This window comes from Saprospiraceae bacterium, assembly GCA_016715965.1.
GTDB lineage: Bacteria > Bacteroidota > Bacteroidia > Chitinophagales > Saprospiraceae > Vicinibacter.
In genome coordinates, this window is record JADJXG010000001.1 from 2,263,511 (window position 1) to 2,288,269 (window position 24,759).

The 24,759-nt window shown below is 41.4% G+C and carries 19 protein-coding genes; 14 read left to right on the forward strand and 5 right to left on the reverse strand.

All coding sequences use genetic code 11. From position 1 onward, the window contains the following. The first annotated feature begins 37 nt into the window (after window positions 1-37). From IPM48_08390 to IPM48_08435, 10 genes are all read left to right on the forward strand, one after another. Window positions 38-1,615 (forward strand): gliding motility-associated C-terminal domain-containing protein, encoded by a 1,578-nt coding sequence (locus tag IPM48_08390; GenBank protein ID MBK9271604.1) that lies wholly within the window; start codon window positions 38-40, stop codon window positions 1,613-1,615. A 38-nt stretch (window positions 1,616-1,653) separates the two neighbouring features. Then, entirely contained in the window at window positions 1,654-1,929 is a 276-nt protein-coding gene (locus IPM48_08395) for a hypothetical protein (protein MBK9271605.1), read from the forward strand. Then, window positions 1,926-2,708 (forward strand): MBL fold metallo-hydrolase, encoded by a 783-nt coding sequence (locus IPM48_08400; protein MBK9271606.1) that lies wholly within the window; start codon window positions 1,926-1,928, stop codon window positions 2,706-2,708. Before IPM48_08395 ends, IPM48_08400 begins: the two co-directional genes overlap by 4 nt. Window positions 2,709-2,783: 75 nt before the next feature. Beyond that, window positions 2,784-4,715, forward strand: a complete 1,932-nt coding sequence (locus IPM48_08405) for a thioredoxin domain-containing protein (GenBank protein ID MBK9271607.1) — start codon at window positions 2,784-2,786, stop codon at window positions 4,713-4,715. Next, entirely contained in the window at window positions 4,712-5,671 is a 960-nt protein-coding gene (locus IPM48_08410) for a type IX secretion system membrane protein PorP/SprF (protein MBK9271608.1), read from the forward strand. Before IPM48_08405 ends, IPM48_08410 begins: the two co-directional genes overlap by 4 nt. A gap of 233 nt (window positions 5,672-5,904) precedes the next feature. Next, window positions 5,905-7,149, forward strand: coding sequence for an SUMF1/EgtB/PvdO family nonheme iron enzyme (locus tag IPM48_08415; protein ID MBK9271609.1), 1,245 nt, complete (start codon window positions 5,905-5,907; stop codon window positions 7,147-7,149). A gap of 62 nt (window positions 7,150-7,211) precedes the next feature. Then, complete coding sequence (gldL, locus tag IPM48_08420) at window positions 7,212-7,802, forward strand: gliding motility protein GldL (GenBank protein ID MBK9271610.1); 591 nt, start codon at window positions 7,212-7,214, stop codon at window positions 7,800-7,802. 57 nt (window positions 7,803-7,859) lie between these two features. Then, window positions 7,860-9,428 (forward strand): hypothetical protein, encoded by a 1,569-nt coding sequence (locus tag IPM48_08425; GenBank protein MBK9271611.1) that lies wholly within the window; start codon window positions 7,860-7,862, stop codon window positions 9,426-9,428. 10 nt (window positions 9,429-9,438) lie between these two features. Continuing rightward, window positions 9,439-10,314, forward strand: coding sequence for a gliding motility protein GldN (gene gldN / locus IPM48_08430; GenBank protein ID MBK9271612.1), 876 nt, complete (start codon window positions 9,439-9,441; stop codon window positions 10,312-10,314). 114 nt (window positions 10,315-10,428) lie between these two features. Beyond that, the gene (locus tag IPM48_08435) at window positions 10,429-11,184 is read left to right on the forward strand and encodes a hypothetical protein (protein ID MBK9271613.1); all 756 of its coding nucleotides are present in this window, start codon (window positions 10,429-10,431) and stop codon (window positions 11,182-11,184) included. 47 nt (window positions 11,185-11,231) lie between these two features. Here the strand turns inward: IPM48_08435 and IPM48_08440 are convergent, their stop codons facing one another. Next, entirely contained in the window at window positions 11,232-12,779 is a 1,548-nt protein-coding gene (locus tag IPM48_08440) for a hypothetical protein (protein ID MBK9271614.1), read from the reverse strand. Between the two features lie 123 nt (window positions 12,780-12,902). Further along, window positions 12,903-14,306, reverse strand: coding sequence for a hypothetical protein (locus IPM48_08445; GenBank protein MBK9271615.1), 1,404 nt, complete (start codon window positions 14,304-14,306; stop codon window positions 12,903-12,905). Between the two features lie 197 nt (window positions 14,307-14,503). Here IPM48_08445 and IPM48_08450 point away from each other — a divergent pair, with 197 nt between their 5' ends. Next, window positions 14,504-15,973 carry a proline--tRNA ligase gene (locus tag IPM48_08450; GenBank protein MBK9271616.1) on the forward strand — a complete coding sequence of 490 codons (1,470 nt, stop codon included), beginning with the start codon at window positions 14,504-14,506 and terminating at the stop codon, window positions 15,971-15,973. A 22-nt stretch (window positions 15,974-15,995) separates the two neighbouring features. Continuing rightward, complete coding sequence (locus IPM48_08455; GenBank protein ID MBK9271617.1) at window positions 15,996-16,238, forward strand: hypothetical protein; 243 nt, start codon at window positions 15,996-15,998, stop codon at window positions 16,236-16,238. A gap of 155 nt (window positions 16,239-16,393) precedes the next feature. On the opposite strand, the gene IPM48_08460 is transcribed toward IPM48_08455, so the two are convergent. The 3 genes from IPM48_08460 to IPM48_08470 all read right to left on the reverse strand — a co-directional run bounded on the left by IPM48_08460 (window position 16,394) and on the right by IPM48_08470 (window position 22,487). Next, the gene (locus IPM48_08460; protein MBK9271618.1) at window positions 16,394-20,191 is read right to left on the reverse strand and encodes a gliding motility-associated C-terminal domain-containing protein; all 3,798 of its coding nucleotides are present in this window, start codon (window positions 20,189-20,191) and stop codon (window positions 16,394-16,396) included. 107 nt (window positions 20,192-20,298) lie between these two features. Then, on the reverse strand, window positions 20,299-21,519 hold the full coding sequence (locus tag IPM48_08465; GenBank protein ID MBK9271619.1) for an imidazolonepropionase: 1,221 nt from the start codon (window positions 21,517-21,519) through the stop codon (window positions 20,299-20,301). Then, window positions 21,516-22,487 (reverse strand): thioredoxin family protein, encoded by a 972-nt coding sequence (locus IPM48_08470; GenBank protein ID MBK9271620.1) that lies wholly within the window; start codon window positions 22,485-22,487, stop codon window positions 21,516-21,518. Before IPM48_08470 ends, IPM48_08465 begins: the two co-directional genes overlap by 4 nt. A 312-nt stretch (window positions 22,488-22,799) precedes the next feature. On the opposite strand from IPM48_08470, the gene IPM48_08475 reads away from it, so the two are divergent. Further along, window positions 22,800-23,795, forward strand: coding sequence for a ketoacyl-ACP synthase III (locus IPM48_08475; protein ID MBK9271621.1), 996 nt, complete (start codon window positions 22,800-22,802; stop codon window positions 23,793-23,795). Between the two features lie 6 nt (window positions 23,796-23,801). After that, window positions 23,802-24,746 (forward strand): nitronate monooxygenase, encoded by a 945-nt coding sequence (locus IPM48_08480; GenBank protein ID MBK9271622.1) that lies wholly within the window; start codon window positions 23,802-23,804, stop codon window positions 24,744-24,746. Window positions 24,747-24,759 lie beyond the last annotated feature (13 nt).

A 24,759-nucleotide genomic window follows, 5' to 3' on the forward strand; every position in this document is an offset into this window, starting at 1 on the left:
CAACATTGAAACGATTCATATTATATTGAATTTATATATGAAATTCATTCATTTTCTAGTCTTTTATTCCATAATTGTCGATTTACCGGCACAAAATCTTATCTCCAATCCTGGATTTGAAACATGTGACCGGTGCGGACTTTTTGGCAACCAGGGTGTCGAACTTACCTTGGGCAACAATTCCAATACTCCGGAAGATTGGTATGGTGTGACCTTTGGTTCTTCAGATATCAGACCTGATCAGCCACGGACAGGTCGATACCATGGAGGATTTTTCTCCTTTGGCAAATTTGAATATTTGGGAAATGTTTTAAATCAAACCCTTCAGCCAGGCGCTGAATATGAATTATCCTGTTATTTGGGTACACGCTCAGATTCTGAATACAGCACTGACGAAATTGGTTTTTGTTTTCAACAAGGAAAAAACCTATATCAAACAGCCACAGTCCTGGACCGATTGATCCCCCAGGCGGTCACCCCTGATGGAGATTTTTTACCTTATAAGGCTTATAAAAAGTATTCCATGAGGTTCATTGCATGCGGCGGTGAAGATCATATGATAGTTGGAAGGTTCAGGGATCTGAACAAAGGTGATACTTTGTTTGTCGGGACCAGGAGGTCCGGAAATTTATATACTTACACCATCATAGACGATGTAGAACTTGTCATGGTGAACCCTTCTCCTGATTTGTTGCCCTCAGAAATATTGGTTTGTGAAAATTCGAGGATTGACTTGCAGATTTCTCCGGGCCCTTCCAGCCGAAGTATTCTTTGGAGCACGGGAGAGTCAACTGAAAAAATTTCAGTGAATGCAAGTGCTGGATTTATTTGGGTGGAGCTGAAATACGGTGATCAATGTCCGCCTATTAGAGACACGGTTCAATTGATTCTTATTGAAAATGATTTCGAGCCGATAGAAAAAGAAATTGTTCTTTGTGAAGGTTCTTCCGGTGTATTCTTCAGGGATTCAACAGGCCTTAAGAATCCCAGATGGAACCACGGACCTGCCCATTTTGCCATTTCTTTTGATCAAGTTGGTGATTACACACTCGTTTCAGAATCACCTTGTGGTATATTGATGGATTTAGTTCGGGTCACAGTTCAAAAACCTTTGGCAGGTAAATTGTTTGACCAATCCGAAGTTTGCCTCACCGATCAGTTGGAATTGATTCCGAATGATCTGGGACCGGGTAAATGGCGTTGGAATACTGGAGACACTTCCAGAATTATAAAGCCCACAAGTGGTGGATACTTTGCTGTAACGCTCTATAATGTATGCGGTGAAGTGACAGATTCAATATATGTGAAAGGCGACAGTCACATCGACAGTCTTCTGCAGCTTCCAAATACTTTTACTCCAAATGGAGATCAAATGAATGACCGCTTTGGTCCAATTTTTTCCAACAATAAATTAAATTTGGTGGAAGATTATCGATTTCAGATTTATAACCGATGGGGGAAAATCGTCTTCGAGACCTCCAATCCAGAAGAAAGTTGGAATCCGGTTGAAAGCGCAATCACTGAAAGTTATATTTATTTTTTGGAACTTAAAGCAAATGATTGTATAAACACCACCGTGCAAAGAAAATCCGGCACAGTGTCGCTTATAAGATAATTTTAGAATTGTACGCACTATAATGATTTAAAAGTATGATGAAATACAACAGAGCCAATCTTAAAAAACTGGAAGAACTTTGTAGGGATTTGGGATATAAGGTGAGGTACGAGCAAGGATATTTTCAATCCGGATATTGCAGAGTTGAATCTCAAAAGGTGATCGTAATTAATAAGTATTTTGATGTCGAAGGCAGAATGAATTGTTTTTTTGATCTAATTCCGGGACTTCCAGTTAATTGGGAAGAAATATCTACAGAAGCAAGGCATTTGTATCAAAGTATCTTGGATTCCAAAACCAAGGTGGTAGCTTGATATTGGAAAATTCTTTAAGTGTAAAATTTCTTGGGACAGGCACCTCCCAGGGAGTACCTGTGATAGGATGTCAATGTGTTACCTGCTTGTCAACAGATCCACAGGATCACCGATTAAGAACCTCCGCCCTGGTCAAATATGGAAATTTGCATTTGTTGATTGATGCTGGACCTGATTTGAGACAACAGCTTCTTAAAAATAAAGTGGATAGGGTGGACGCTGTGCTGATTACCCATGAACATGCAGACCATACTGCAGGATTGGATGATTTGCGTCCTTTGTATTTTTTAAATAAAAAGCCCATTCAGCTATACGCACAACAAAGAGTGGTGGAGGACTTAAAGGTTCGATTCAATTATATTTTTGGAAAAAATGATTATCCGGGTATTCCAAAAATCGATTTGAATGTGATCGTTCCAGGGGTAGAATTCAAAATTCAAAATAGATCCATCCACCCATTGCTGGTTCATCACGGTTCATTGGAGATTCTGGGATTCAGATTTGGATCATTGGCTTATCTCACGGATGTAAAAAGTCTTACGGATGAGGTGATCCAATCCATAAAAAATATTGATTGTCTTGTGCTCAACGCACTCCATCATGAAGCACATCATTCTCATGTCAATTTGGAACAAGCTTTGAATCTCATCTTGCAAATTAAGCCCAAAAGAACTTACTTGGTGCATTTGAGTCACAACATGGGAAGAATGGTCAATCTGAGAGAAACTCTGCCCGCGAATGTATTTGTTGCTTTTGATAATTTGGAAGTTTTCATTTGAGGATCTGCAGAATTTAGAATTTGGATGGATTGATCTTTTTGAATCTCCCTGCGTTTGAGTATAATATTTCAATTCATGAATCTCCTTTCGCACTCTGTTTCACCATACCTATTACAACACAAGAACAATCCTGTGGAGTGGCACGAATGGTCTAAAGAGTCTTTAGACAAGGCAAAATCACAGGACAAACCAATTTTGGTGAGCATTGGGTATTCCACCTGCCACTGGTGCCATGTGATGGCACATGAGTCCTTTGAGGACAAGGATATTGCAGCCATCATGAATGAATATTTTATCAATATCAAGGTGGATAGGGAAGAAAGGCCGGATCTTGATCATTACATAATGAATGCAGTTCAGGCAATGGGTATTTCAGGAGGCTGGCCTCTTCATTGTTTTTTAACACCAGACCTGAAACCTTTTTATGGTGGAACCTATTTTCCACCCATCAGAAAGTATGGAAGAATATCATGGCCCGAATTGTTGATGCGTATTCACGAAAGCTGGAAATCGAAAAGAGGAGAGCTTATTCTACAAGCTGAAAAATTGAATGGTTTTTTAAATAGAGTAGATGAGGGGACTGGCTTAGTGGAGGATGGTAGATCCAGGAAGGAGTATTTGGAATTGCTGAATCAATATATGGATCATGAACAAGGTGGATTTGGTTTTTCACAAAAATTTCCAAACACAATGGCCCTTGATTTTATCATGGAGCATGGGGATGAAAGCCACCAAGAATTTATAATCCACAGTTTGAATCAAATGAGTTTGAAGGGAATGTTTGATATACTTGGAGGAGGATTTTTCAGATACACCATTGACAGAAACTGGAGCATTCCCCATTTTGAAAAAATGGCCTATGATCATGGTTTGATATTGGCCACCTTGTCCAAAGCCAGCTTACAATATTCTACAACTAGGTACCTACCTGTCATTCAGAAAAGTTTTGAATTTTGGGAAAATGAAATGAGCAATGACAAAGGTCTTTTCTATAGCGGTCTGGACGCGGATTCAGAAGGTGAAGAAGGAAAATATTATGCATGGTCTAAGCAAGATATCGAAAATGCACTATCCAATGAACCAAGATTGAAGGATCAGATTCATTGGGTGGAGATACCCCATACCATTCCCGCCTCATTTCACCTCAATTTAAAGGTCGAGGCCTGGAGTGAATTAACTGGTTCGACACTTACTTTCATGAACTATTTGTTAAAGATAAGATCTGATCGTATTTCTCCCTCGAAAGACACAAAATGTATTTTGGGTTGGAATGCGCTGATTTGTTCAGCATACTGTCATGCATGGAAAGCAACATATGATCCAAACTATTTGAAGAAGGCCATTGAGTTAATCCATGTGTTGTGTACTGATTATAAGAGAGTCGATCAAAGATATTTCAGATTCTTAATCGACCATACAGGCCATGGATTGGCCTATCTGGAGGATTATGTCTATTTGATTCAAGCTATAATAGATGTCCATCAAATTACATTGGATCCTGTTTACTTAAAAAAAGCCCGCGAAGTTATCGACCTCGTAAATGGTGATTTTTTACACAGCTCTGGATTTTATACCATTTCATCTGAAAAACATTTGAATGTGATACAGCACTCCCTTGATTTTTTGGATCATTCCATCCCCAATCCAAATGCGACAATGTTTTACAATCTATATAATTGGGCAATCATTGGGGATGATGTTGCAGAATTGAAAGCAATCCAGCAAAAAATCACAAGCATTTGCGAAAATTCTGAGAAGCTTTTATTCTCAAAGATTTCCTGGTTTAATTTATTGCTGAAATTAGAGCAGCCTTACTGGAAAATAAAATGCAGGCAAGTTAAAACGGCCTATCTTTATCTTTCCAAAGTATTCAAGGTAAATATGGTATTTGAATTAGATGATTCGCTTAAAGAGACAGAGATACAAATCTGTACAAATGAGCTTTGTTATCCTGTATTCCATAATATGGTAGAATTTTCAAACTGGTACAAAAGCCAAAATGTATGACCAGGTTTTTACTTCTGGTCCTTTTAGCTGCGCAGGCGCCATACAATAGCATAGCCCAACAAGCAGCCTTATCCGCCCTGCACCAATTGGATGTCAGCAGGATGGTGGGGGCCGCAGCAGGACTGGAGGGAATTCAGATGGCTACCCTAAGCTATAGAGATCAATGGAGCAATCTTCCTGGCCAACCAAGTTATTATAGAGCCGGGTGGAGTAGCCCCGCAAAGAGATTGAACGGTGCTTATTGCTTCCATGCTTCGGTTGACCAACTTGGGCTCCAATCTGCGAGCGGTTTCAAAGCATCCTACAATCAGGTTTTTACAACTGGCATCGTACTGTTTTCTACAGGAATTGGACTTGGATTTGACCATCGAAACTGGGATGGAAGTCAAATAAGGACACCGGACGGAATTTATGGTAATCAGGGATTTGATCACAAGGATCCCAATTTAAGCCTAGGTCAAATGAGCCATCGGGTCTTTGAAATATGTCCTTCGGTTTATATCCAGACTACCATTATGGATGTTGGCCTTGAGTTCGGAGTCCCTTTGGCCCAATTCTCGGGACCGGTCGGAGGAGTATTCAATAAGAATTATTCATTTAGATCATTGTTATATCGAGAATATAATATTAAGAAATTTGTGTTATCCGGGCAATTGTTTGTTTATTCTGATTTTATCCAGACGCAAAGCGAATTGTATATTAAAGCAGATTACAATGCAAACCTATTTGCTGCCATTTCTTTGCGAGGTTACAATTCTAAAAGTCTGGATGCCATTGGATCGCAACTTGGAATTAAAGTATATTCACAATTGTGGCTGATCATCGGGGTTGAATTGCCCCTGAATGTATTGAGAAATCAAATCAGTGGGCTCAATCAGGATTTTGGACTTAAATATGTTTGGAATATTAAAAATTCTGCGACCCGAATTCCGACCATTTACAACCCAAGATGGTAGGCAAAATGTTATTAATAAAGCATTAATACATAATATATTTTTGCAATTTGAAATTTTAAATAAATAAGCCATTTTAAAAAATAAGTTTAATTTTGTGGCGTTATCGTTTGCGGAATGAAATGTTAATGCATTTCGCTCCAAAAAAAAAGAAATAAAAATTTGTGCTGTTTCTGATAGTCTTTCTATCTTTACGCACTTTTTTTAAAATAAAATAGTAGGTAAAACTGAACCAAATGAGGAATTTGAATCTTTCTCTTTTAGTCCTGGCTGTGCTTTTTGCAGCATCGTGTGGCAAAAAATCTCCATCAGGAGAGTTGATTGGCGTCCAGGAAAGACCCAGATGGGATGGCATTAATCCTTTCGGTATGATTTATGTACCATCGGGTAGTACCAATTTAGGACAAACAGACCAAGACTTTTTTAACACCCACGTTCAGAGAACCCAGACGGTTTCTATTGCAGGTTTTTACATGGATGACACTGAGATTACCAATAATGAATATCGCCAATTTGTGTATTGGGTGCGAGATTCGTTGGCTCATGCTGCCTTGGGTCATTTTCAGGAAAGTGAAGATGGTGCTACTGAATTGATTGACTGGGAGATGGAAATAGACTGGGAGGATGAAACTCTGGCGGATATGAATTTTGCCGGAGCAGATGCCTTTAAGGGGGTGACAGAATTGGACACCCGCAAATTTATCTATGAATGGGAATGGAAGGACTGGCAATTGGCCGCTCATTCTCGTGGTATCAAAAGAAGCAATATCATTCATAAGGAAAAGACCAATATTTATCCTGATACCTTGTGTTGGATCAGGGATTTTACCTATTCTTACAATGAGCCATTGACCCGAAATTACTTTTCCCACCCTGCTTTTGACGATTATCCGGTAGTGGGTATCAACTGGAATCAGGCTCGTGCTTTCTGTTACTGGAGGACTTTGCTTTGGAACTCTTTTAAAGGAGAAGATGAACCCAATTCTGAAGAATTCAGATTGCCGTTGGAATCTGAGTGGGAATGGGCTGCAAGGGGTGGCAATGAAATTGCCATGTATCCTTGGGGTTCTTACTATTTAAGAAATGCAAAAGGATGCTTATTGGCTAATTTTAAGCCGGGCAGAGGCAACTACCCCGAAGATGGAGGTATGCATACCGTAAAAGCCGATGCTTATTTTCCCAATGAATATGGTTTGTACAATATGTCCGGAAATGTGGCAGAATGGACAGAAACTGCCTACCATGACAATGCCAGAAATTTTGTGCATGATTTGAACCCAGACGTAAAGTATGATGCAAAACCAGAGGATCCGGAGGCATTCAAAAGAAAGGTAATCCGTGGTGGCTCCTGGAAAGATGTAGGATATTATTTACAGTGCGGAACTCGCAATTGGGAGTTTCAGGATACCAACAAGTCGTACATTGGTTTCAGAACAGTCCTTACCTTCCTGGGAAGATCAGCAAATGATTTTAGTAATTAATTATTACAATAATATTTCATTCATTAACTAACAAATTTCTTAATTGATTAAAATTTCAAGCAATGGCTATTTACAAAACTGATTGGTTTAAGTACCTGAAGAACTTTATGATTGGTGTTGGTGCCTCTATCGTAATGATTGGAGCGCTTTTCAAAATTCTTTCTATGGAAGGTGGTGATGTGATGCTTACCGCCGGTCTTGTTACAGAAGCAATTCTATTCTTGGTCTTAGGTATTCTTCCTCCGGAAAAAGATTATTACTGGGAAAAATTATACCCGGGTTTGGATGATTACCATGCAAGAATTAATCCTCTGACAGAAGGTCCTGTAAAATCAGGTCCAAGACCTTTGAATGCAGAAATTGTGGAAGGTCAGTTGGGCGGTATGCTTGGAGAGTTGCAAAATATGTCCAAGAGCCTTGGATCGCTTAAAGCACTTCAGGAAGTAGATTTCAGCAAAACTGGAGATCAGATTAAGGCAATGGGTAATTTTTATTCCAAAATGAACGAAGCAATTTCTGAAATAAGCGCATCAATTGATGATACAAAAGCTTATAAAGATCAGGTGGCCTCTTTAAATAAAAATCTTTCCAGCCTTAACGGTGTATATGGAAATATCTTAGGTGCTTACAAAAACATGGGTGGGGGTAACTAATAAATAGTTTACTTTTCACGATATTAAAATTTATTTACTAACAGAAAATAATTAAACATGTCAATACCTAAGCAGCCGCGTCAGTTAATGATCAACATCATGTACCTGGTGCTTACGGCTCTACTGGCACTCAATGTTTCCGCAGAGATATTTAATGCATTTAAATTGGTGAACACAAGTCTTCAGGAATCCAACAGATCACTGGATTTGGCCAATGAAAATTTGGTGCCTTCAATCGAAAAAAGAGCGAAAGCCAAAGTGGAATTTCAGCGATTTGCGGATCGCGCTCCAGAAGTCGTTAAGATTGGAAATGAATTTTCTTCCTATGTAACTGCCATGGTAAACGATTTGATCGATAAATCCGGTAACAAAAACGGTACAGTCGATGATGGTGATTATATTATCAAAGGCGACAAAAAGGATTTGAAGGGAAAGAAAGACAAAGATGTTACAACCCGTAATATGGTAAATGGCGGTAAAGGTCTTGAGCTTAAAAACAAGATTCTTGAATATCGTCAGAAATTCCTTTCCATGATTGATGACTCAGTTCGTGCCTCCATGGAATCTGAAATCGTTTTGAACATTGATGATGAGTCATGGAAACACTCCACCAAGAAGAGCTGGGAGGAATACACTTTTAAACAAATGCCACTCGGAGCTTGTATGCCCATTTTTACCAAATTTATCAATGATGCAAAAGCTTCCGAGAATGCCATTCTCAATCACTTCAGTAAAAAACTGGGTGGTGAAGATGTTGTATTGGATAAATTTACAGTAATTTCTTCTCCAAAGAAATCATACATTATTAAAGGGGAACCATTTGAGACTGAAATTTCTTTGGCAGCCTCTACTTCCAAAGCATCTCAGACCAAAGTGGCTCTTTCCGTCAACGGCTCCCCACTTACCGTCAATGATGAGGGAGTTGCAGTGTGGAAATCCATGGGATCTGATGTTGGAGTAAAGAAGTATTCTGCAGTGGCTTCTGTGACCAATCCTGTGACTGGAAAAACAGATACCTACAAGAAAGATTTCGAGTTTGAAGTGGGCGAAAGATCCGCCAACGTTTCCGCCAAGAAAATGAACGTATTTTATATTGGTGTGGACAATCCAGTGGGGATCTCCGCAGCAGGAGTTCCATCGGCTCAATTGAAAGTTGATGCAAGCGGAGCTGGAATTAACATTTCCAAATCAGGTGCAGGAGACTACAACGTGACCGTTTCTCAGCAAGGTGAAGCTTCAATTACACTTTCTGGCGGTGGATTAACACCTACTACCTTTAAGTTTAGAGCAAAGAGGATTCCTACACCCATTCCTCAACTTTCCGGCAAGACGGGTGGTGCTATCCCGAATGGTACCTTTAAAGCTCAGCAAGGAATTATTCCGGTTTTGGAAGGATTTGATTTTGATGCGAAATGCGCCATTGGCGGTTTTAGACTCGTTAGAATTGCTCCAAGACAGGACCCTGAATTTGCTACCAATCAAGGGGGAAGATTTGCTGGTGAAGTTGAAAAATTGATTTCCAAGGCAAAACCTGGAGATCGCTATATTTTTGAAGAAATCAAAGCCCGCTGTCCTGGCGATCAGGCCGGTCGGGAGTTGAATGAAATGTCATTTAAAATTCAATAATTTCTCTATCATGAAAGTTTTCAGGATATCTTTTTTAGTACTCTTATTTGGATTGAACTATTCCTTTTCTTTTGCCCAGGTGGACGAAGAAGTCACTGAGTCAAGTGAATTGGATGTTCCTTCAGAGTATCTCGATGACATCGTTACCAGACAATTGGTACCAGAACAAAGAGTGTTGGCCTATGAACCCATTCGGGAAGCCGACATTGTCTGGACCAAAAGGGTATGGAGGATTTTAGATACCCGCGAAAAGATGAACATTGCCTTTATGGAGCCCAACAGATATTTTTTTCAGGTTTTGTTGGACCTTGCAAGAAATGGCGATGTTAAAATTTTTGCAAAGGATGATTTCAAAAGGGTGGTTCTCAATGACGAGCTTGAAAAGATGCTTTACAAAATTGACACCCAAAGTGTTTGGGATCCTGAGACCTACATCGAGGAAATTAAAGTAATCAGAAACGACATAAATCCTGAAGATATTCAAAAATACAGGATTAAGGAATTGTGGTATTTTGACAAGGAAGCCTCCAGACTTCAATGTAGAATTTTGGGTATTGCTCCGATTAAGGATGAAAGAGATCTCACCACAGGTGAAGTAAAATACTCTGGTCCGATGTTTTGGGTGTACTATCCTGAAGTTAGAAAATACCTGACGAAAGAAAGGGTTTTTAACGATAAAAACGACAGTTCTCCAATGACCTGGGCAGATATTTTTGATGGCAGATTTTTCTCCAGCTACATTTTTAAAGAGTCCAATGTATTGGATTATCGACTGGAAGATTTCTTTTCAGGAGAAGATGAAAATGCCGGAGTTAAAATGCTTCTTGAGTCAGAGCGGATCAAAAATGAGCTTCTCAATTTTGAGCACGATCTCTGGGTCTATTGATTTATTTGAATTGCAAACTAAATAAGAGCCGGCGCTTTCATAAGTAGCCGGCTTTTTTTTTCATGGACTCCAAATACAAATTTAACATTTGAGAAATGAATGTAACTTAGCGGAATGACAAGCTGGTATATGCAGAAGCATCGGTTTTCTCTTTTGAAATTTCTGATTGCCTTTTTCCTTCCTTTTTTAGTGGAAGGCCAACAGAGCTGTTTGACCTTCCTTCAAAAAGCGCCGCTGCCGGCTGAATCCGTAGGGAAGGCATTTACTTCTGTCAAACTCGAATTTCTGGAAGCTGAATTATTGGCAGATGGATCGGAATACAAGAGGGTCAAATCATGGTCATTTACTTTTGACCAAAAACAATACGGTGAGCAACTTTCCAAATATGTCGAGAGGTGGGATCGAAAGGCGGAGGACAATAGCTTTGCATTGAATTATATTCCCGATACCACACAAGAAGTCGCAAGAGCCATTTATTATTACCAGCGTATGGCAGATTCAATCCTTCAAATCTGGAACCCCGTATCGCATTTAGCGCGAAATTTAGACCCTGATTTTACGGTGCTTTCAGACATGGATTATGGCTGTAATGATATCAAGGCATCTGCCAGGAAATTGAACGAAACAGCACGCAAACAGGCAGAACTTCTAGAAGGAGCCAGGCAACAAATGCTGCCAATTTTTGACCGGTTTCAAAGACATTTTAACAAATTGTCTCAAATTGAAGATCCGATTATGAACAATGAAGTGATCCATCAAATGAGCAAAGTATTGGGCGTATTGGAAGATTGGAACCTTATCGTTGGTGCAACCATGTTTAATATGGTCGAAACAGGAATATCTTTGAACAATGGAATATGCAGGCCTTGATGCCAATACGCAAGTCCATCTAAAAATTTTATTTTGAATACCTGCGCCTAAAATTTAAAACCCATGGTGCATTGAAAACCAAACATGGTTTTATTTTGCTGTACCAGGGTAGTGACTGCATCGATGGTGCCGTCCGAATCAAAATCAGATTGACCAGTTAAAAAAGGTAGATATCCATTTTTGGATTTAAATTGATTGAGGCCTAAATCCAGATAGAATATTTTTAAACGTATACCCAATCCTGCACTCAATCCATTTTGAAATTCATTGTTGTTTTCATAGGGAGAGCTCATCATCAGATAGCCAGCTCTTATCCTAAATTGATCCAATACCAATTCTCCACCGAAACGAAATTCTGTAACCGGTTTAAATTGTTTCACAATGTCATTGTTCAACTCTTCCTGATACCTTCTGTCTCCTTCAAAATCAGATTCGGCGGTCAAATCAAATCGAGCACTGGAGGGGTCATACCGATCAATGTCAAAGCTCAAAAAACCAAATTTCCCTACAAGGGAAACAGATCCTACCCAGCGCATTGGAGTGATTAAGCGATATTTAAAATAACCATCGGGTGAATTGGCGTTTTCTGTTTTAAAAGTATTGTTTTCGAAATAGCGGTATTGCATACTGGTATTGTAGTTGTCTTCCATCCAAAGATAAGATGGACTGTGCCAGGCCAAACCAATTCGAAGGGCGTGCACGGGCTTAAAAATAACACCGGTTTTCAATTGTACACCGCCATAATCTGTGTTGAGATTTTCTTCCGTCTTGATCTGATCAAAAGGTTGGAGACTGAGGATCCCTGGATTTGTTTCCTGATAACGCTTTGTGTGGCTATAGCTTCCAACAGGTACTTCCAAATTGGCACCAAGCTGTACAAACTCATTGTAATTGGCACCCACTCCCATGACAAAATTCCTGGCAAATCCTTTTTGCCGGAGTGTCTCTGATTTCAAGCTTTGTACATTCTTTTTTTCCAACAAATCAGTCGTGTAATAAGTAGGTTGTAGATCGGGATCCAACTCGTACAATGCTCCTGTTTCATACGCTAGACCTGCTTCAAAATCATCCAGATCATCCGGAGCAAAACCCCTCCCGTCACTATAAGAAGGATCCAGTGAGAGTTCGTAATACCGGTGAAGGATGCTTCCGGCTGACATACCGGAAAAATAGTGGTCTTGTTCAAAAGAACCCATTCCGTTTATTCCCAAGGCAACATTAAATTGCTTCCAATTAGAGCCAATGGGTTTCGTGCAGATGACCAATCCGATACCTGAAAAAGCTCCACTAAGTCTATTCTGTTGGTGGCTTAGATTGTTGTTGTCCCCTTTTACCGAAGATTCAATTTGGGCGGAATGACCCAAAAAAGAAAAGCTAAAATCGGACTTTCTGTAAACACCTGTTCCTGCGGGATTAAGGCTTATGGCTGCAAAATCTGCGCCGATGGATCCCATTGCTCCTCCAACTCCCATCAGTCTTGCAGAACCCATGGATCTTGTTTGTGTAAATCGAAGGGCATCTGAACTCAATTGAGCGGAAAGCACCAGACTAAGGCACGCTGCCGGAAAAAATGCAAAGACTTTTTTATTCAACATACGAATTGTTGTGATATGAAAAAAAATTGGTTTTCAAAGCCATTACCAAAAGGAAGACCGTCCAAAATTTGAACGATCTACCTTTTAATTACCTACTTGGGTTTTATTTTAATTTAGAATGAATTACCTCGGGCTTCTCCGACTTCCTCCTGAAGAATTGGATCCGGCACCGGAACTGTTTGATCTGCCGGGATTGGAAGATCTCGGGGATGATTCCATTCTTGGTGAATTATTTCTAAAGGATGGCTCTCTCGAAGGAGCGGATCTTTCCATTCTGGAATTATTATTTGGTTCCTCCCAGGATCTCGATCTTTCATTGTGGTTTCTTGTATCCATAGACCGGTTCCTGTTAAAAGATCGGTCTGAATCCTGGTTTTGATAAGAATCATTTCGATCTTGAGGGGATTCGGGCCAATATCTGCTGCTTCTTCTATTTTGTCCATCGCGACCTTGGGTTTCAGAAGATCCCTCAGTTGGATAGCGATCCGAACGGAATCGGATCGTTTTCCTCGAATTGGTATTGCGATCTTCATTGGATGGATCAACTTTGTTATCCGCACCGCCACCTGGAACCACTGTTTCCGTTCCTTCCTTTGGATCCGTTTTTCTGACAACCCTTCTAGTGCCTGTTAGATCATCCGATGGAGCGGGAGTTGTATTATTTTGATCTACCTCAGAAGATTTAAATCTTGGATTGGTATTGCGATCTGTGGACCTGTTCAGGACATCATGATCAACAGTAGTCTTTTCGGATGGATCGATGGTATGATCCTGATGAGGGTCGGTACTTCTTACCCTGACTGGTCCAGAACGTGAAGTAGTTGTGCTGCCATAATTTCTACTGCCGTAGTACCTTCCTTTTGGATTTTCATGATAGCGGTCATTTCGATCTCTCCAATCCCAATGGCGCCAACCGTTTCCACCCCAATTGCCATATCCGTTGTATCCCCAGGTGTTAAATCCAGGGTTGTAGCACCATGGATCATACCAGCCTCCGCCCCATCGATTCCCATACCACCATGGATCGTACCAACCTCCCCAACGACCTCCAAAGTAGTTGGGACAAAAGCCATTGTTCCAATTCCAATATCCCCAATAAGATCCTCCCCACCTCCATTGGTTAAATCGGTTGAATCTCCAGGGAGAATAAAAATTGCCATACGAAAACACAATGCTGTTACCCCATAAAAATGGATCATTCAACCATGGATCGTAAAATCCGATGTTGGTATAAAAAGGATCATAGAAATCTCTCGTGTAATAACCCCGATGAAATCTTCTGATTCTGCTGGAGTAATGGTATTCCTGATCGTCATATTCTGAATACTCATCTTCAAAATCCGTGTTTTCAGAATATGCAGGATTTGCCGGTGGATTCGATGAATAATTTTCTCTTTCAATGCTTGTGTAAGTTCTACTCTCTACTCTTGATGGGTCATAATAGACATCATCATATTGTGCCAGCACTGCGGAAGCAAGCAGTGTAAAAAATGCAAAGAAATTAAATTTGAAGATCAATGTTTTCATGACAGAAAGCTTAAATGGTTTATAATACAACAACATTTCGAGTGCAATTTATTACATTTGCGCCCCAAGAGGCGTTAAAATCTTATTAAAGTAATCGTGAAAAGAAGTTAATTTCATTTGTATGAACATTACTTGTTAATACGACCATCACAAGATGCAGGAGTTTATTCTGCAATCGTTAAATTGAACTTAAATAAATGGCAAAAGTAATTACACCCAGAGCAGAAGATTATTCACAATGGTACAATGATCTTGTCTATCGATCCGGTCTTGCCGATCAATCCGCGGTAAGAGGTTGTATGGTGATCAAACCACATGGATATGCGCTTTGGGAAAACATGAAGGCAGTGTTGGATAGAATGTTTAAAGAAACAGGCCATGTCAATGCCTATTTCCCTTTGTTTATACCAAAAGCATTGTTTGAGGCAGAAGAGAAAAATGCAGAAGGATTCGCCAAGGAGTGTGCAGTCGTTACCCATTACAGATTAAAAACTGATCCAAACAATCAATCAAAACTGGTGGTAGATCCTGAGGCCAAATTGGAAGAGGAACTAATTGTCCGGCCAACCAGTGAAGCCATTATATGGAATACCTACCGCGATTGGATTAAATCATACAGGGATTTACCCATTTTAATCAACCAATGGGCAAATGTGGTGCGATGGGAGATGAGAACAAGACCTTTTCTTCGCACCGCAGAATTTCTTTGGCAGGAAGGACATACAGCACATTCATCAGAAAAGGAAGCCATCGAAGAATCACTTAGAATGCATGAAGTCTACACCAGGTTTGCAGAAGACTATATGGCAATGCCGGTGATAAAGGGATATAAGACCGCCAACGAGCGTTTTGCCGGGGCAGAAGAGACGTTTACCATTGAAGCCATGATGCAGGATGGAAAAGCATTGCAAGCGGGTACAAGCCATTATTTAGGGCAGAATTTTGCAAAAGCTTTTAATGTTAAATTTCTTTCTGATCAGAACAAGGAAGAATATGTGTTTGCCACTTCATGGGGAGTTTCCACCAGACTGATTGGAGCATTGGTCATGGCGCACTCTGATGATGATGGACTTGTTTTACCTCCCAAGCTAGCACCCGTTCAGGTGGTGATTGTGCCCATCCCAAAACCGAATGGTGAAATAGATCGGGTGGCGAAAAATCTGATGGATCAATTAAGATCTATTGGGATTCGGGTTGAATACGATCAGGATGAAAAAAACAGACCCGGATTTAAATTTGCAGAGCACGAATTAAAGGGGGTACCCATCAGAATTGGAATCGGAGCGCGCGATTTGGAACAGGGTGTGGTAGAGCTTGCCAGAAGAGATACCAAGGAAAAATCCCAGGTTCCTCTCGATCAGCTTTTGAAGACCACTCAATCTTTGTTGCAGGAAATTCAGGACAACTTGTTTGAAAGAGCAAAGAATTTTAGAAAAGATCACACCCACTATGTAGATGATCGGGATTCGTTTGAGAAGATTTTGAACGAACAGGGTGGATTTATCTATGCTCATTGGGATGGAAGTTCTGAGACAGAGCAAGCCATAAAAGAACATACGAAAGCCACCATTCGATGCATTCCGCTGGAGGCGCCTGAAGAAAATGGAGCTTGTATCTGGACCGGTAAACCCTCTTACAAAAGAGTGTTGTTTGCAAAAGCTTATTAATTTTTAATCACAATCATTTATCATGAAAAAATATTATTTTTTACTTTTTACATTGATGACTTTGGCAATTGCTTGCAAACCAAAAACTGAATCTACCGAACAAAGACCGGTAATTGAAAAAACAGACAACACCGGACCGGAATACACCTCCAGGTATATATGTCCGATGTATTGCAAAGGAAGTGGTTCTGATACAATGGGTGTATGTCCTGTTTGTGGGATGGATTATGAGTTGAATCCGGATTTTAAAGAAGTCACCCAATAAGCCGATTATCTTCAGTCTTGAATTTTCTTTCTGTCGATGTAATTTTTATGTGAAGGGTAACAAATATTGCTTCACCAATGAATGATGATTACTATCTACAAGATCCAAAGATTCACATGGATCTATCATGGGTCTTTTGATTCTGCTGCTGTATCTTATCGCACCACGGTCACATCGCCCCGATAAACCAGCCGATATCCATCCGCAAAAACGATGGATATCTGATACACATACACTCCCGGCATGACGGGCTCTTTTTTGAAAGTGCCGTCCCAGGTGGCAGTGATTCCGGCGCTGATGTCCGGTTGGTCGATGCGGTACATTCTGCCACCCCATCTGTCATATACTTCCACAAATTCAATTTCTCTGACTTCTGGGCCTGTGGTAATTTCTAAAAATTCATTGATTCCGTCTCCATTCGGTGACATTGCATTGTTGACAAACACCCTGCGAATATCTTCGACGATGATGGTGATTACATCAAAATCAGTACAACCATTTTCATCAGTGACGGTCAGTGTAAACGTTGTATTGCTCGTAGGACGTACAAAGGAGCTGGTAGAATTGGGTGTACTTACAGGACCCACCGGTGACCAGCTAATGGTTCTCAAAGGAACTGCGGTGTTGACATTGCCATCCAGAAGTATGCTGTCTCCGAGGAATATGGTCTCCTGATCGGAGCCAAAGTCCACACTGAGGAAAAATACGGGATTCGGAATGACGATGTTGGTATCTGTTTGACAACCATTGTTGTCAAAAATACTGATTAGGTAATTGCCGGGAAACAAAGGAACCATATCTCCAATTCTTTGCGGCGCACCTCCCTGAATTGTAAATCGATAAGTGGGTCCATTGGCACCCATTACACTTAATACTGAAAAGTCAATTTGCTCATTGGCACAATGGGGCGTGTCGATCGGCGTAAGATTGTAAACAAACGGAGCTGGCGCGAGGACCGTGTGACTGGTTGTCCCAGTACAACCATTTCCATCGGTGACGGTCACTGTATAGGTTCCTGCAGAAAGATTGGTCAGTACAGAATCCTGACCAACATTGGGCGACCAATTGAACTGTGCTTTGCTTCGGTTGCCACCATTCCACACCAGGGTAATTCTGCCATCATTGGCACCCGGACAACTCACATCGAGGGAAGAACCCTGGATGATTTGTATTCGGATGGTATCCGGTTGTCTCAATCTGATGCTGTCCGTATGGATGCAACCGAGTGAGTCAGTGATTTGAACGGTGTAATAACCATCTCCGATTCCACTGATGACTGAGCTTGAGGGCCCTCCGTTCAACCATTGAAAACGATAAGGAGAAGTTCCTCCAATTGCATCGATTGTAATGCTGCCATCTGTCCGGCCAAAACAGCTGGGCGGAATTAAGGCAATTTTTGAAGAATCGATCCGTATGGGAGTTGCAGCAGGCAGGTTGAAATACAAGGTATCAGAACAGAGATTATTGACTGTTACAATGACGTATTGTGCACCTTCACAAAGTTGCACTGCGGTAGAAGTAAAAGTACCCGCGTTGGAGTTAAACAAAAACTGTTCTCCGGATGACCAGGTGATGGTCACCAGGGTATCCAGGGTATTGACCGTTACCGTTGCTGAGCCATCACAAGAAGCCGTGTTTGCACAGCTTGGTTTTTGAAAATTGCTCAGAGAAACTAAAGGTTTTGGTGGATCGATCAAGGTAATGGTATCCACCAATGCCGGACATCCTCCTACATCATCAATGGTAACGATGTAATTTCCTGCGGTAATGCTGGCATTGACTTGTGCATTCACTGCATTGTCCCAGGAGTAGGATAATAATCCGGATCCACCGGAAGCGAAGACAATGATCAAACCATCCGCCTTTCCGGGACAACTTGGATGAAACAACACTACTGAATCGATTCGAATGGCACTACCTGTAAATCGAATACTGTCCATCCCAATCACTGAACAGCCATTGTCATCGGTGATGGTCACGGAGTAAAGACCTGATGGGAGATTGCATATTTGACGGGTAGTATCGCCCGTGGACCAGCGATATCGAATGTTGTTGTTGGAACCGGGACTCACCAAAACCTCTATACAACCCGAGGTATCACCAGGGCAGATCACATCCACTGCATTGAAACCTGTGATCACTGGTCCCATTGGTTGACTAATCGTATAAGATTTGATGGCAGTGCAGCCTTTGGCGTCTGTGAGCGTTAGGGTATAAACTCCCTGGCCCAAATTATTCAATCTCGTAGCGGTGCTATTCTGGTAATCCCATTGATATTGGTATGCCGGTGTGCCACCCAAACCTCTTACTTCAATAAAAGCATCGCCGCCAGGTGAGCATGATTCTATAGTGTCTATTTGCAATTCGACAATTTCCAGTTGAAAGGGTTGAAAAACTTCTATGGTATCCTCAAAAGTACATCCAAGACTATCGACTACGGAAAGATAATAAATCCCTGCACTGATTCCCGGACTGGTGTAATGATTTCCATTGATGCTGCCACCCGGAATTTGATTTAGAGTAGAATTTCTTAATGTAAAATTCAAGGGAAACTGAAGCGAGCCTTTGGATTGAATAAATACCTGAATTTGCCCATTTGCTTCACCAAAACAACGAACACTGTCCACAATGACAGAGTCGGTCATTTCTCCTGAATAGGGTATATTAAAAAATATGGTATCCCTGCAAGCCTCACCTCCGGTGACCCTGTTGCGGTCTGCAACGATAACAAATTGTTGTCCACACAAGGAATCATTCCTACAGACCGTATCCGGTAAGCAATTGCGGGATACTGCCTGACTCCAGTAAAAATTATACCGTTGACCTAAAAACGGGGTGCCTCCCCTGGCTCGGACCGTAACCTGCCCGTCGCAATTGCCGACGCAAGATGCATTTTTGTCGATGGTGATGTCTGAAAATAGGGTATCTGCTCTTAAGATAAAATCCTGTTGTGTCTTGCAACCAAAACTATCAATAACAGTGATGGTATATTTGCCGGCGAGGAGTCTGGGTTCCTGGGTGGAACCAAAAATATTATTGGGTGTCCAGATGATTTTTCGGCTACCCACACCGCCGCTTACTGTAAAGCCTATTCGACCGTCTGCCCGGTTATAGCAGGTGGGGTCCCTGGTGTAGTTGAAATTGTTTGAAATGGTGATGGGCGGGGCATTTAATACCTGTACCACAAACATGGTATCTTTTCCAGAGGCGTCTGCTACTGTAAAATCGTAATTGCCGGGAGGAAGATTGTTGATCATAAGCATATCTCCGGACACGACAATATTGCCATTTCCATTGGGGGCATTGCTTGAAACGGTGTAAGGCGACTGGCCACCCCATGCTTTGATGATCACACTGCCTGTATTGGTCAAAGTTCCGCAGGCATTGCTGACGACTGTCAGGCCAGGGGGAAAATCCACCTTCACCTGATCATCCGGGTTGGGGTCTTCAAAACAAACCACTTCGCTGCCGTTTGGAGTTTCCCTGGAAAACTCTAAGGTCGGAATGGTCTTGTGAAAGCCAAGGGGAGAACATTCACCGGGATTTCCAATGATGAGAAAACACAATTCATACAAAACTGTGCTGTCCGGTAAACTGGAATTCACCGTATTTGGATTGGTCCAAACGGATCTAACCACATCCCTCAATCCATCAAAAAAGACGCCAGTTTGATCCCATCCATCTAAACCAGGATAAAAGTTCTGTTTACTAATGGGTTTTAATATCGTGGGATCGTATTGAATGCCAAATTGAAAAGCAGAAATGTCTTTAAAATTAAACACCCTTAGTTCAACACAAATGGTGTCGCCCTTTTGTCCTGATTTTGCAGTAATCTCGATTCTTACGCAAGTATCTTGTTGAGAAAACAATGAGGAAGCCCATATAATCAATCCAAAAATCAGGGAGAACCGGAGAGAGAAGGCCTTTGAAAACTTTTTTTGGAATAAGCGCATAAGCGATGATATTCAATAAATTGCAAAGATATGATAAAAAAAAGTAATGCCAGTAGGAGACCAGGTTGGTTTAACAACGCATTAATTAGACCAATCATTGTATGATTTTATTGCACCAGAGCAATCCAATCTTTGTTCATGCTGTAGGCAATGGTCTCCAGGCTACATTGTGGTTTTCCCAGAATGAACCTGGCTTTTTTACCCGGAGTGATGCTGCCCATTTCTGACTCAAGATCCAGGGCATGCGAGGCATTGATCGTCATGGCTGTGAGGACTTCCTCCGGTAAGAGTCGCATTTTTAAACAGGAAAGCCCAAAACTCATGTTTAAGTCGTTGTTGGGAGAAGTGCCCGGATTGTAATCGGAGGCAATGACAATCGGTAAGCCTGCTTCAATCATTTTTCTGGCAGGAGGGTAGTGGTTGTTCATAAAAAATGCAGAGTAGGGCAACAACACAGGAAATGTGTTTGAGTGGGCCAAACGCTCAATTTCTTCTTCAGAAATGACTTCAAGGTGGTCCACCGATTTTGCCTGATGCCGAATGGCCAATTCGATTCCACCCGAATGGGTAAACTGGTTGGTGTGAATTCTCGGAGTCAATCCAAATTTTTTTCCTGCGGTGAGCAATTGATCTGTTTCTTCCAGGCTAAAAAATCCGGATTCACAAAAAACATCCATGTAGTCCGCCAATCCCTCTTTTTGAATGGTGGGCAACATGTTATTTATTATAATGTCAATATAGTCTTGATGCCGGTCTCTGTATTCCAGGGGAAAAGAGTGGGCCCCTAAAAAAGTGGATCTGATGGAAAAATCGGAATGGGTTTTTAATCTTTGGATCACCCGTAGAATTTTTAATTCCGATTCGGTGCTGAGACCATACCCGCTTTTGATCTCAATGGCTGAGGTTCCAAAGGATCGGGCTTGCTCCAACCTCAGTTTGGAGCGATGATACAGCTCATCCTCCTCCAGCCTTGCCAATTTTTTGGCAGAGTGGAGGATTCCGCCTCCACGCTCACTGATTTCCTGATAGCTTAGCCCGCGTATTCTGTCCACAAATTCTCTTTCCCTGAAATCTGCAAATACCAGATGGGTATGAGCATCCACAAATGCAGGTACCATGATGCCTCCTCTTGCATCCAGCTGTTCCACTTCCGGATTGGGAAAGTCTTCCATGACTCCGTAATCTTTAAAGCGATCTCCTTCGATCCAGACCCAGGCGTTTTCCAAACAGGAAATTTCTTTCATCTGATTTCCCCTGATGGGTCCAATGTTATTTTTACTGTGGAGATAGAGACGACCGATGTTAAAATAAATGACGGATGGATTCATTCCATTTTAAGTTTAGCTACCTCTGATTGGATGTTGTACTTTTTAAGGTATTGTTGGAATAAGCCGGCTTCTTCTTCTGTTACAAAAGATCCAAGGATCACATAAAAGAACAGATCTCCATTTTGATCGGTCATTTCAGAGAGATTTGCCGCTTGATTGAACAGTTTGTCCAGCCGATCCACTTCTTTCATGGCTGCTTCCAAATCATCGTATTTTTTGGTTCTCAGAAAATAGTCACCCACCAGAATCATGGAAGGGTTGGAATGCCTGTTTTGCAAGGATTCTATTTCTTCACGGGACAAATGGTGTTCTGCACTCTCCTGGTTGTTTTCTTTTGCACGGAACTTTTGAAAGAACAATTCTTCTTCATTTTCTTTGGGGATTTCTAGCTGGCGGTGTTCCATATCTTCTTCTGCCGACAGAGTCATTTGTATGCCTGATTCAGATGATACCTGGGGTGGAGCATAGACCTTATCCGCATCCGGATGGCTTTGTTTTTCAATTGGTATCTGTGCAGACTCAAAGTCTGTTTGAAGAGTTGGTTTTCTTTGGACCCCGTAATTTTCAAACCATTCTATGAATTCGTTCAAATCCATCGCCTGCTCTTTTCTAGCCAAAACTTCTGGTTTGGAGGGATCGATCAACAAGACGGTAGGCAAGACTTTGATGTGGTAATAAGCCCTCCAGCTTTTTCCTTCTTCGCTGTCAAAGTCGATGGATTTAACGATCCAATTTTCCCCAAACAGCTTTTCTGCGTTAAGTCCATTAAATATGGTGTGGTCCATTTGTTGGCAGGACGTACTCCATTTAGCCCCGAATTTGATGAGCAGGAATTTTGACTCCGATTTGGCTTTTGCCATGGCTTCATTCAGAGGACCTTCAAAGCTATATAAGCCATTGGATGAAGCCTTTACGATATCATTTGGCAGAAGAAAAAGCAGGGTTGAAAGGAAAATCAAAAATTTCATATTATATATTTTATATATGTTAAAGAATTTGATTAATACATATTTAAATATTATCAAAATTTATACCATATTTTTGTATTAAATATTATTGTATATTTAATATACATAAATACAAATAAATATATAGTAAAAAATAATTTAATATGTGTAATGATATGGACTGTTTTATAAAGTTTTTGGACCTCAGTGCCTGATACAGCCTGAGTGTGGCTTCTTTGGTCCAACCTTTGATTTCATTTGGAGGACTGCGGACCATCATTATTGGGTTTGATTGGATCAATTGATCTAAATTTGCGGACTCAATTAAAAGTGATGACAAAAATCAGAGCGGCCATTACAGGAATTCAGGGATATGTACCTGATTATGTCCTGACCAACGCCGAACTTGAAAAAATGGTGGACACCAATGATGAATGGATCGTCTCCAGGACCGGCATAAAGGAAAGAAGAATTCTAAAAGAGCCAGGAAAAGCAGCATCTGACATGGGAAAAATCATGGTGGACAAGCTGCTTAAGAAAACCAAAACATCTCCGGACGAAATAGAACTCGTGATTTGTTGCTGCATTACCGGCGACATGGTATTTCCGGATACAGCCAATACGATTTGCGACAAAGTGGGCATTAAGAATGCCTTTGGATTTGACATCCACGCTGCCTGTTCCGGTTTTTTATACGGTTTGACCACGGGAGCAAAGTTTATTGAATCCGGCAGCTATAAAAAGGTGGTGGTGATTGGTATGGATGTGATGTCTTCCATCATCGATTATACCGACCGTGCCACCTGCATTATTTTTGGGGATGGAGGCGGAGCGGTTTTACTAGAACCCAACACCGAAGGCAACGGCATCATAGACAGCGTGCTTAGAGCCGATGGTTCAGGAAGGGAATACCTCCACATGAAAGCAGGGGGTTCGCTGCGGCCACCGAGCATCGAAACAGTCACCAAAAAGGAGCACTATGTGTATCAGGAGGGAAAAGCAGTTTTTAAAGCGGCAATCAACGGGATGGTGGACACGATGAAAAAGGTGATGGAACGAAATCATTTGACCCTTGATCAAATACAATGGGTAGTGCCTCATCAGGCCAATATTAGAATTATCAATGGCGTCACCGATCAACTGGGAATTGATCCGGCCAAAGTCATGGTCAATATTCAAAAATATGGCAATACCACCTCCGGAACCTTGCCCCTGTGTCTTTGGGAATGGGAACCGCAGTTAAAGAAAGGAGACAATATTCTATTGACGGCCTTTGGTGGTGGATTTACATGGGGCACCACCTATCTGAAGTGGGCATATGGCGAATAGGTGGTAATGGACAATCCACTTTGTAAAATGCTTGGCATCAGGCACCCTATTATTATGGCACCGATGTTTCTGGTATCCAATACCAAAATGCTTCTTGCGGCCATTGATTGCGGCATTACAGGTGCCATCCCTGCCCTTAATTACCGCACCGACAAAGAGTTTCGAATGGCCCTGGATGAGTTGCGTGCTACCGGCAAATCCTATGGCATCAATTTGATTGTCAACAAATCCAATTTCCGCATAAAGGAACAGCTCAATACCTGCGCGGAGTATAGGGTTCCTTTTATCATAACCTCCCTCGGAAGTCCGCGAAAGGTCATCGACCAATGCAGACCCCTTGGAATGAAAGTCTTTTGCGATGTGTCCGACATGGAATATGCCAGAAAGGCGGCCAGTCTTCATCCGGATGCACTGATCGCTGTCAATAAAGAAGCAGGAGGACATTGCGGAGTCATTCCCGCAGAAGAATTCGTACCCTCTCTGTGCAAAGCATTTCCAGAGCTTCCCATCATCAGCGCCGGTGGTGTAGGGGATGCATTGGGTGTAAGAAAAATGATCCATCTTGGTGCGTGTGGAGTGTCTGTGGGTACTCCATTTATTGCCACCCTGGAATCTCCGGTCAGTGAAGATTACAAGATGGCCTGCGTTCATTTTACCTCCAAGGACATTGTGCTCACGACCAAGTTAAGTGGTGTTCCCTGTACTGTAATTAATACAGCCTATGTCCAAAAAATAGGAACCCGTCAAAACTGGCTTGAAAAGTTACTGAGCAAGAACAAAACACTCAAAAAATGGCTTAAAATCCTTATCTATAAACGAGGAATGAACAAATTGGCCAAAGCTGCTTTTTCCGCCACCTATCAGAATGTTTGGTGTGCAGGCCCTACAATAGATTATATCGATAAGATCAGACCTGTAAAAGAAGTGGTGGACCGATTGGTGGGGAATTGAATCGAATGTATTA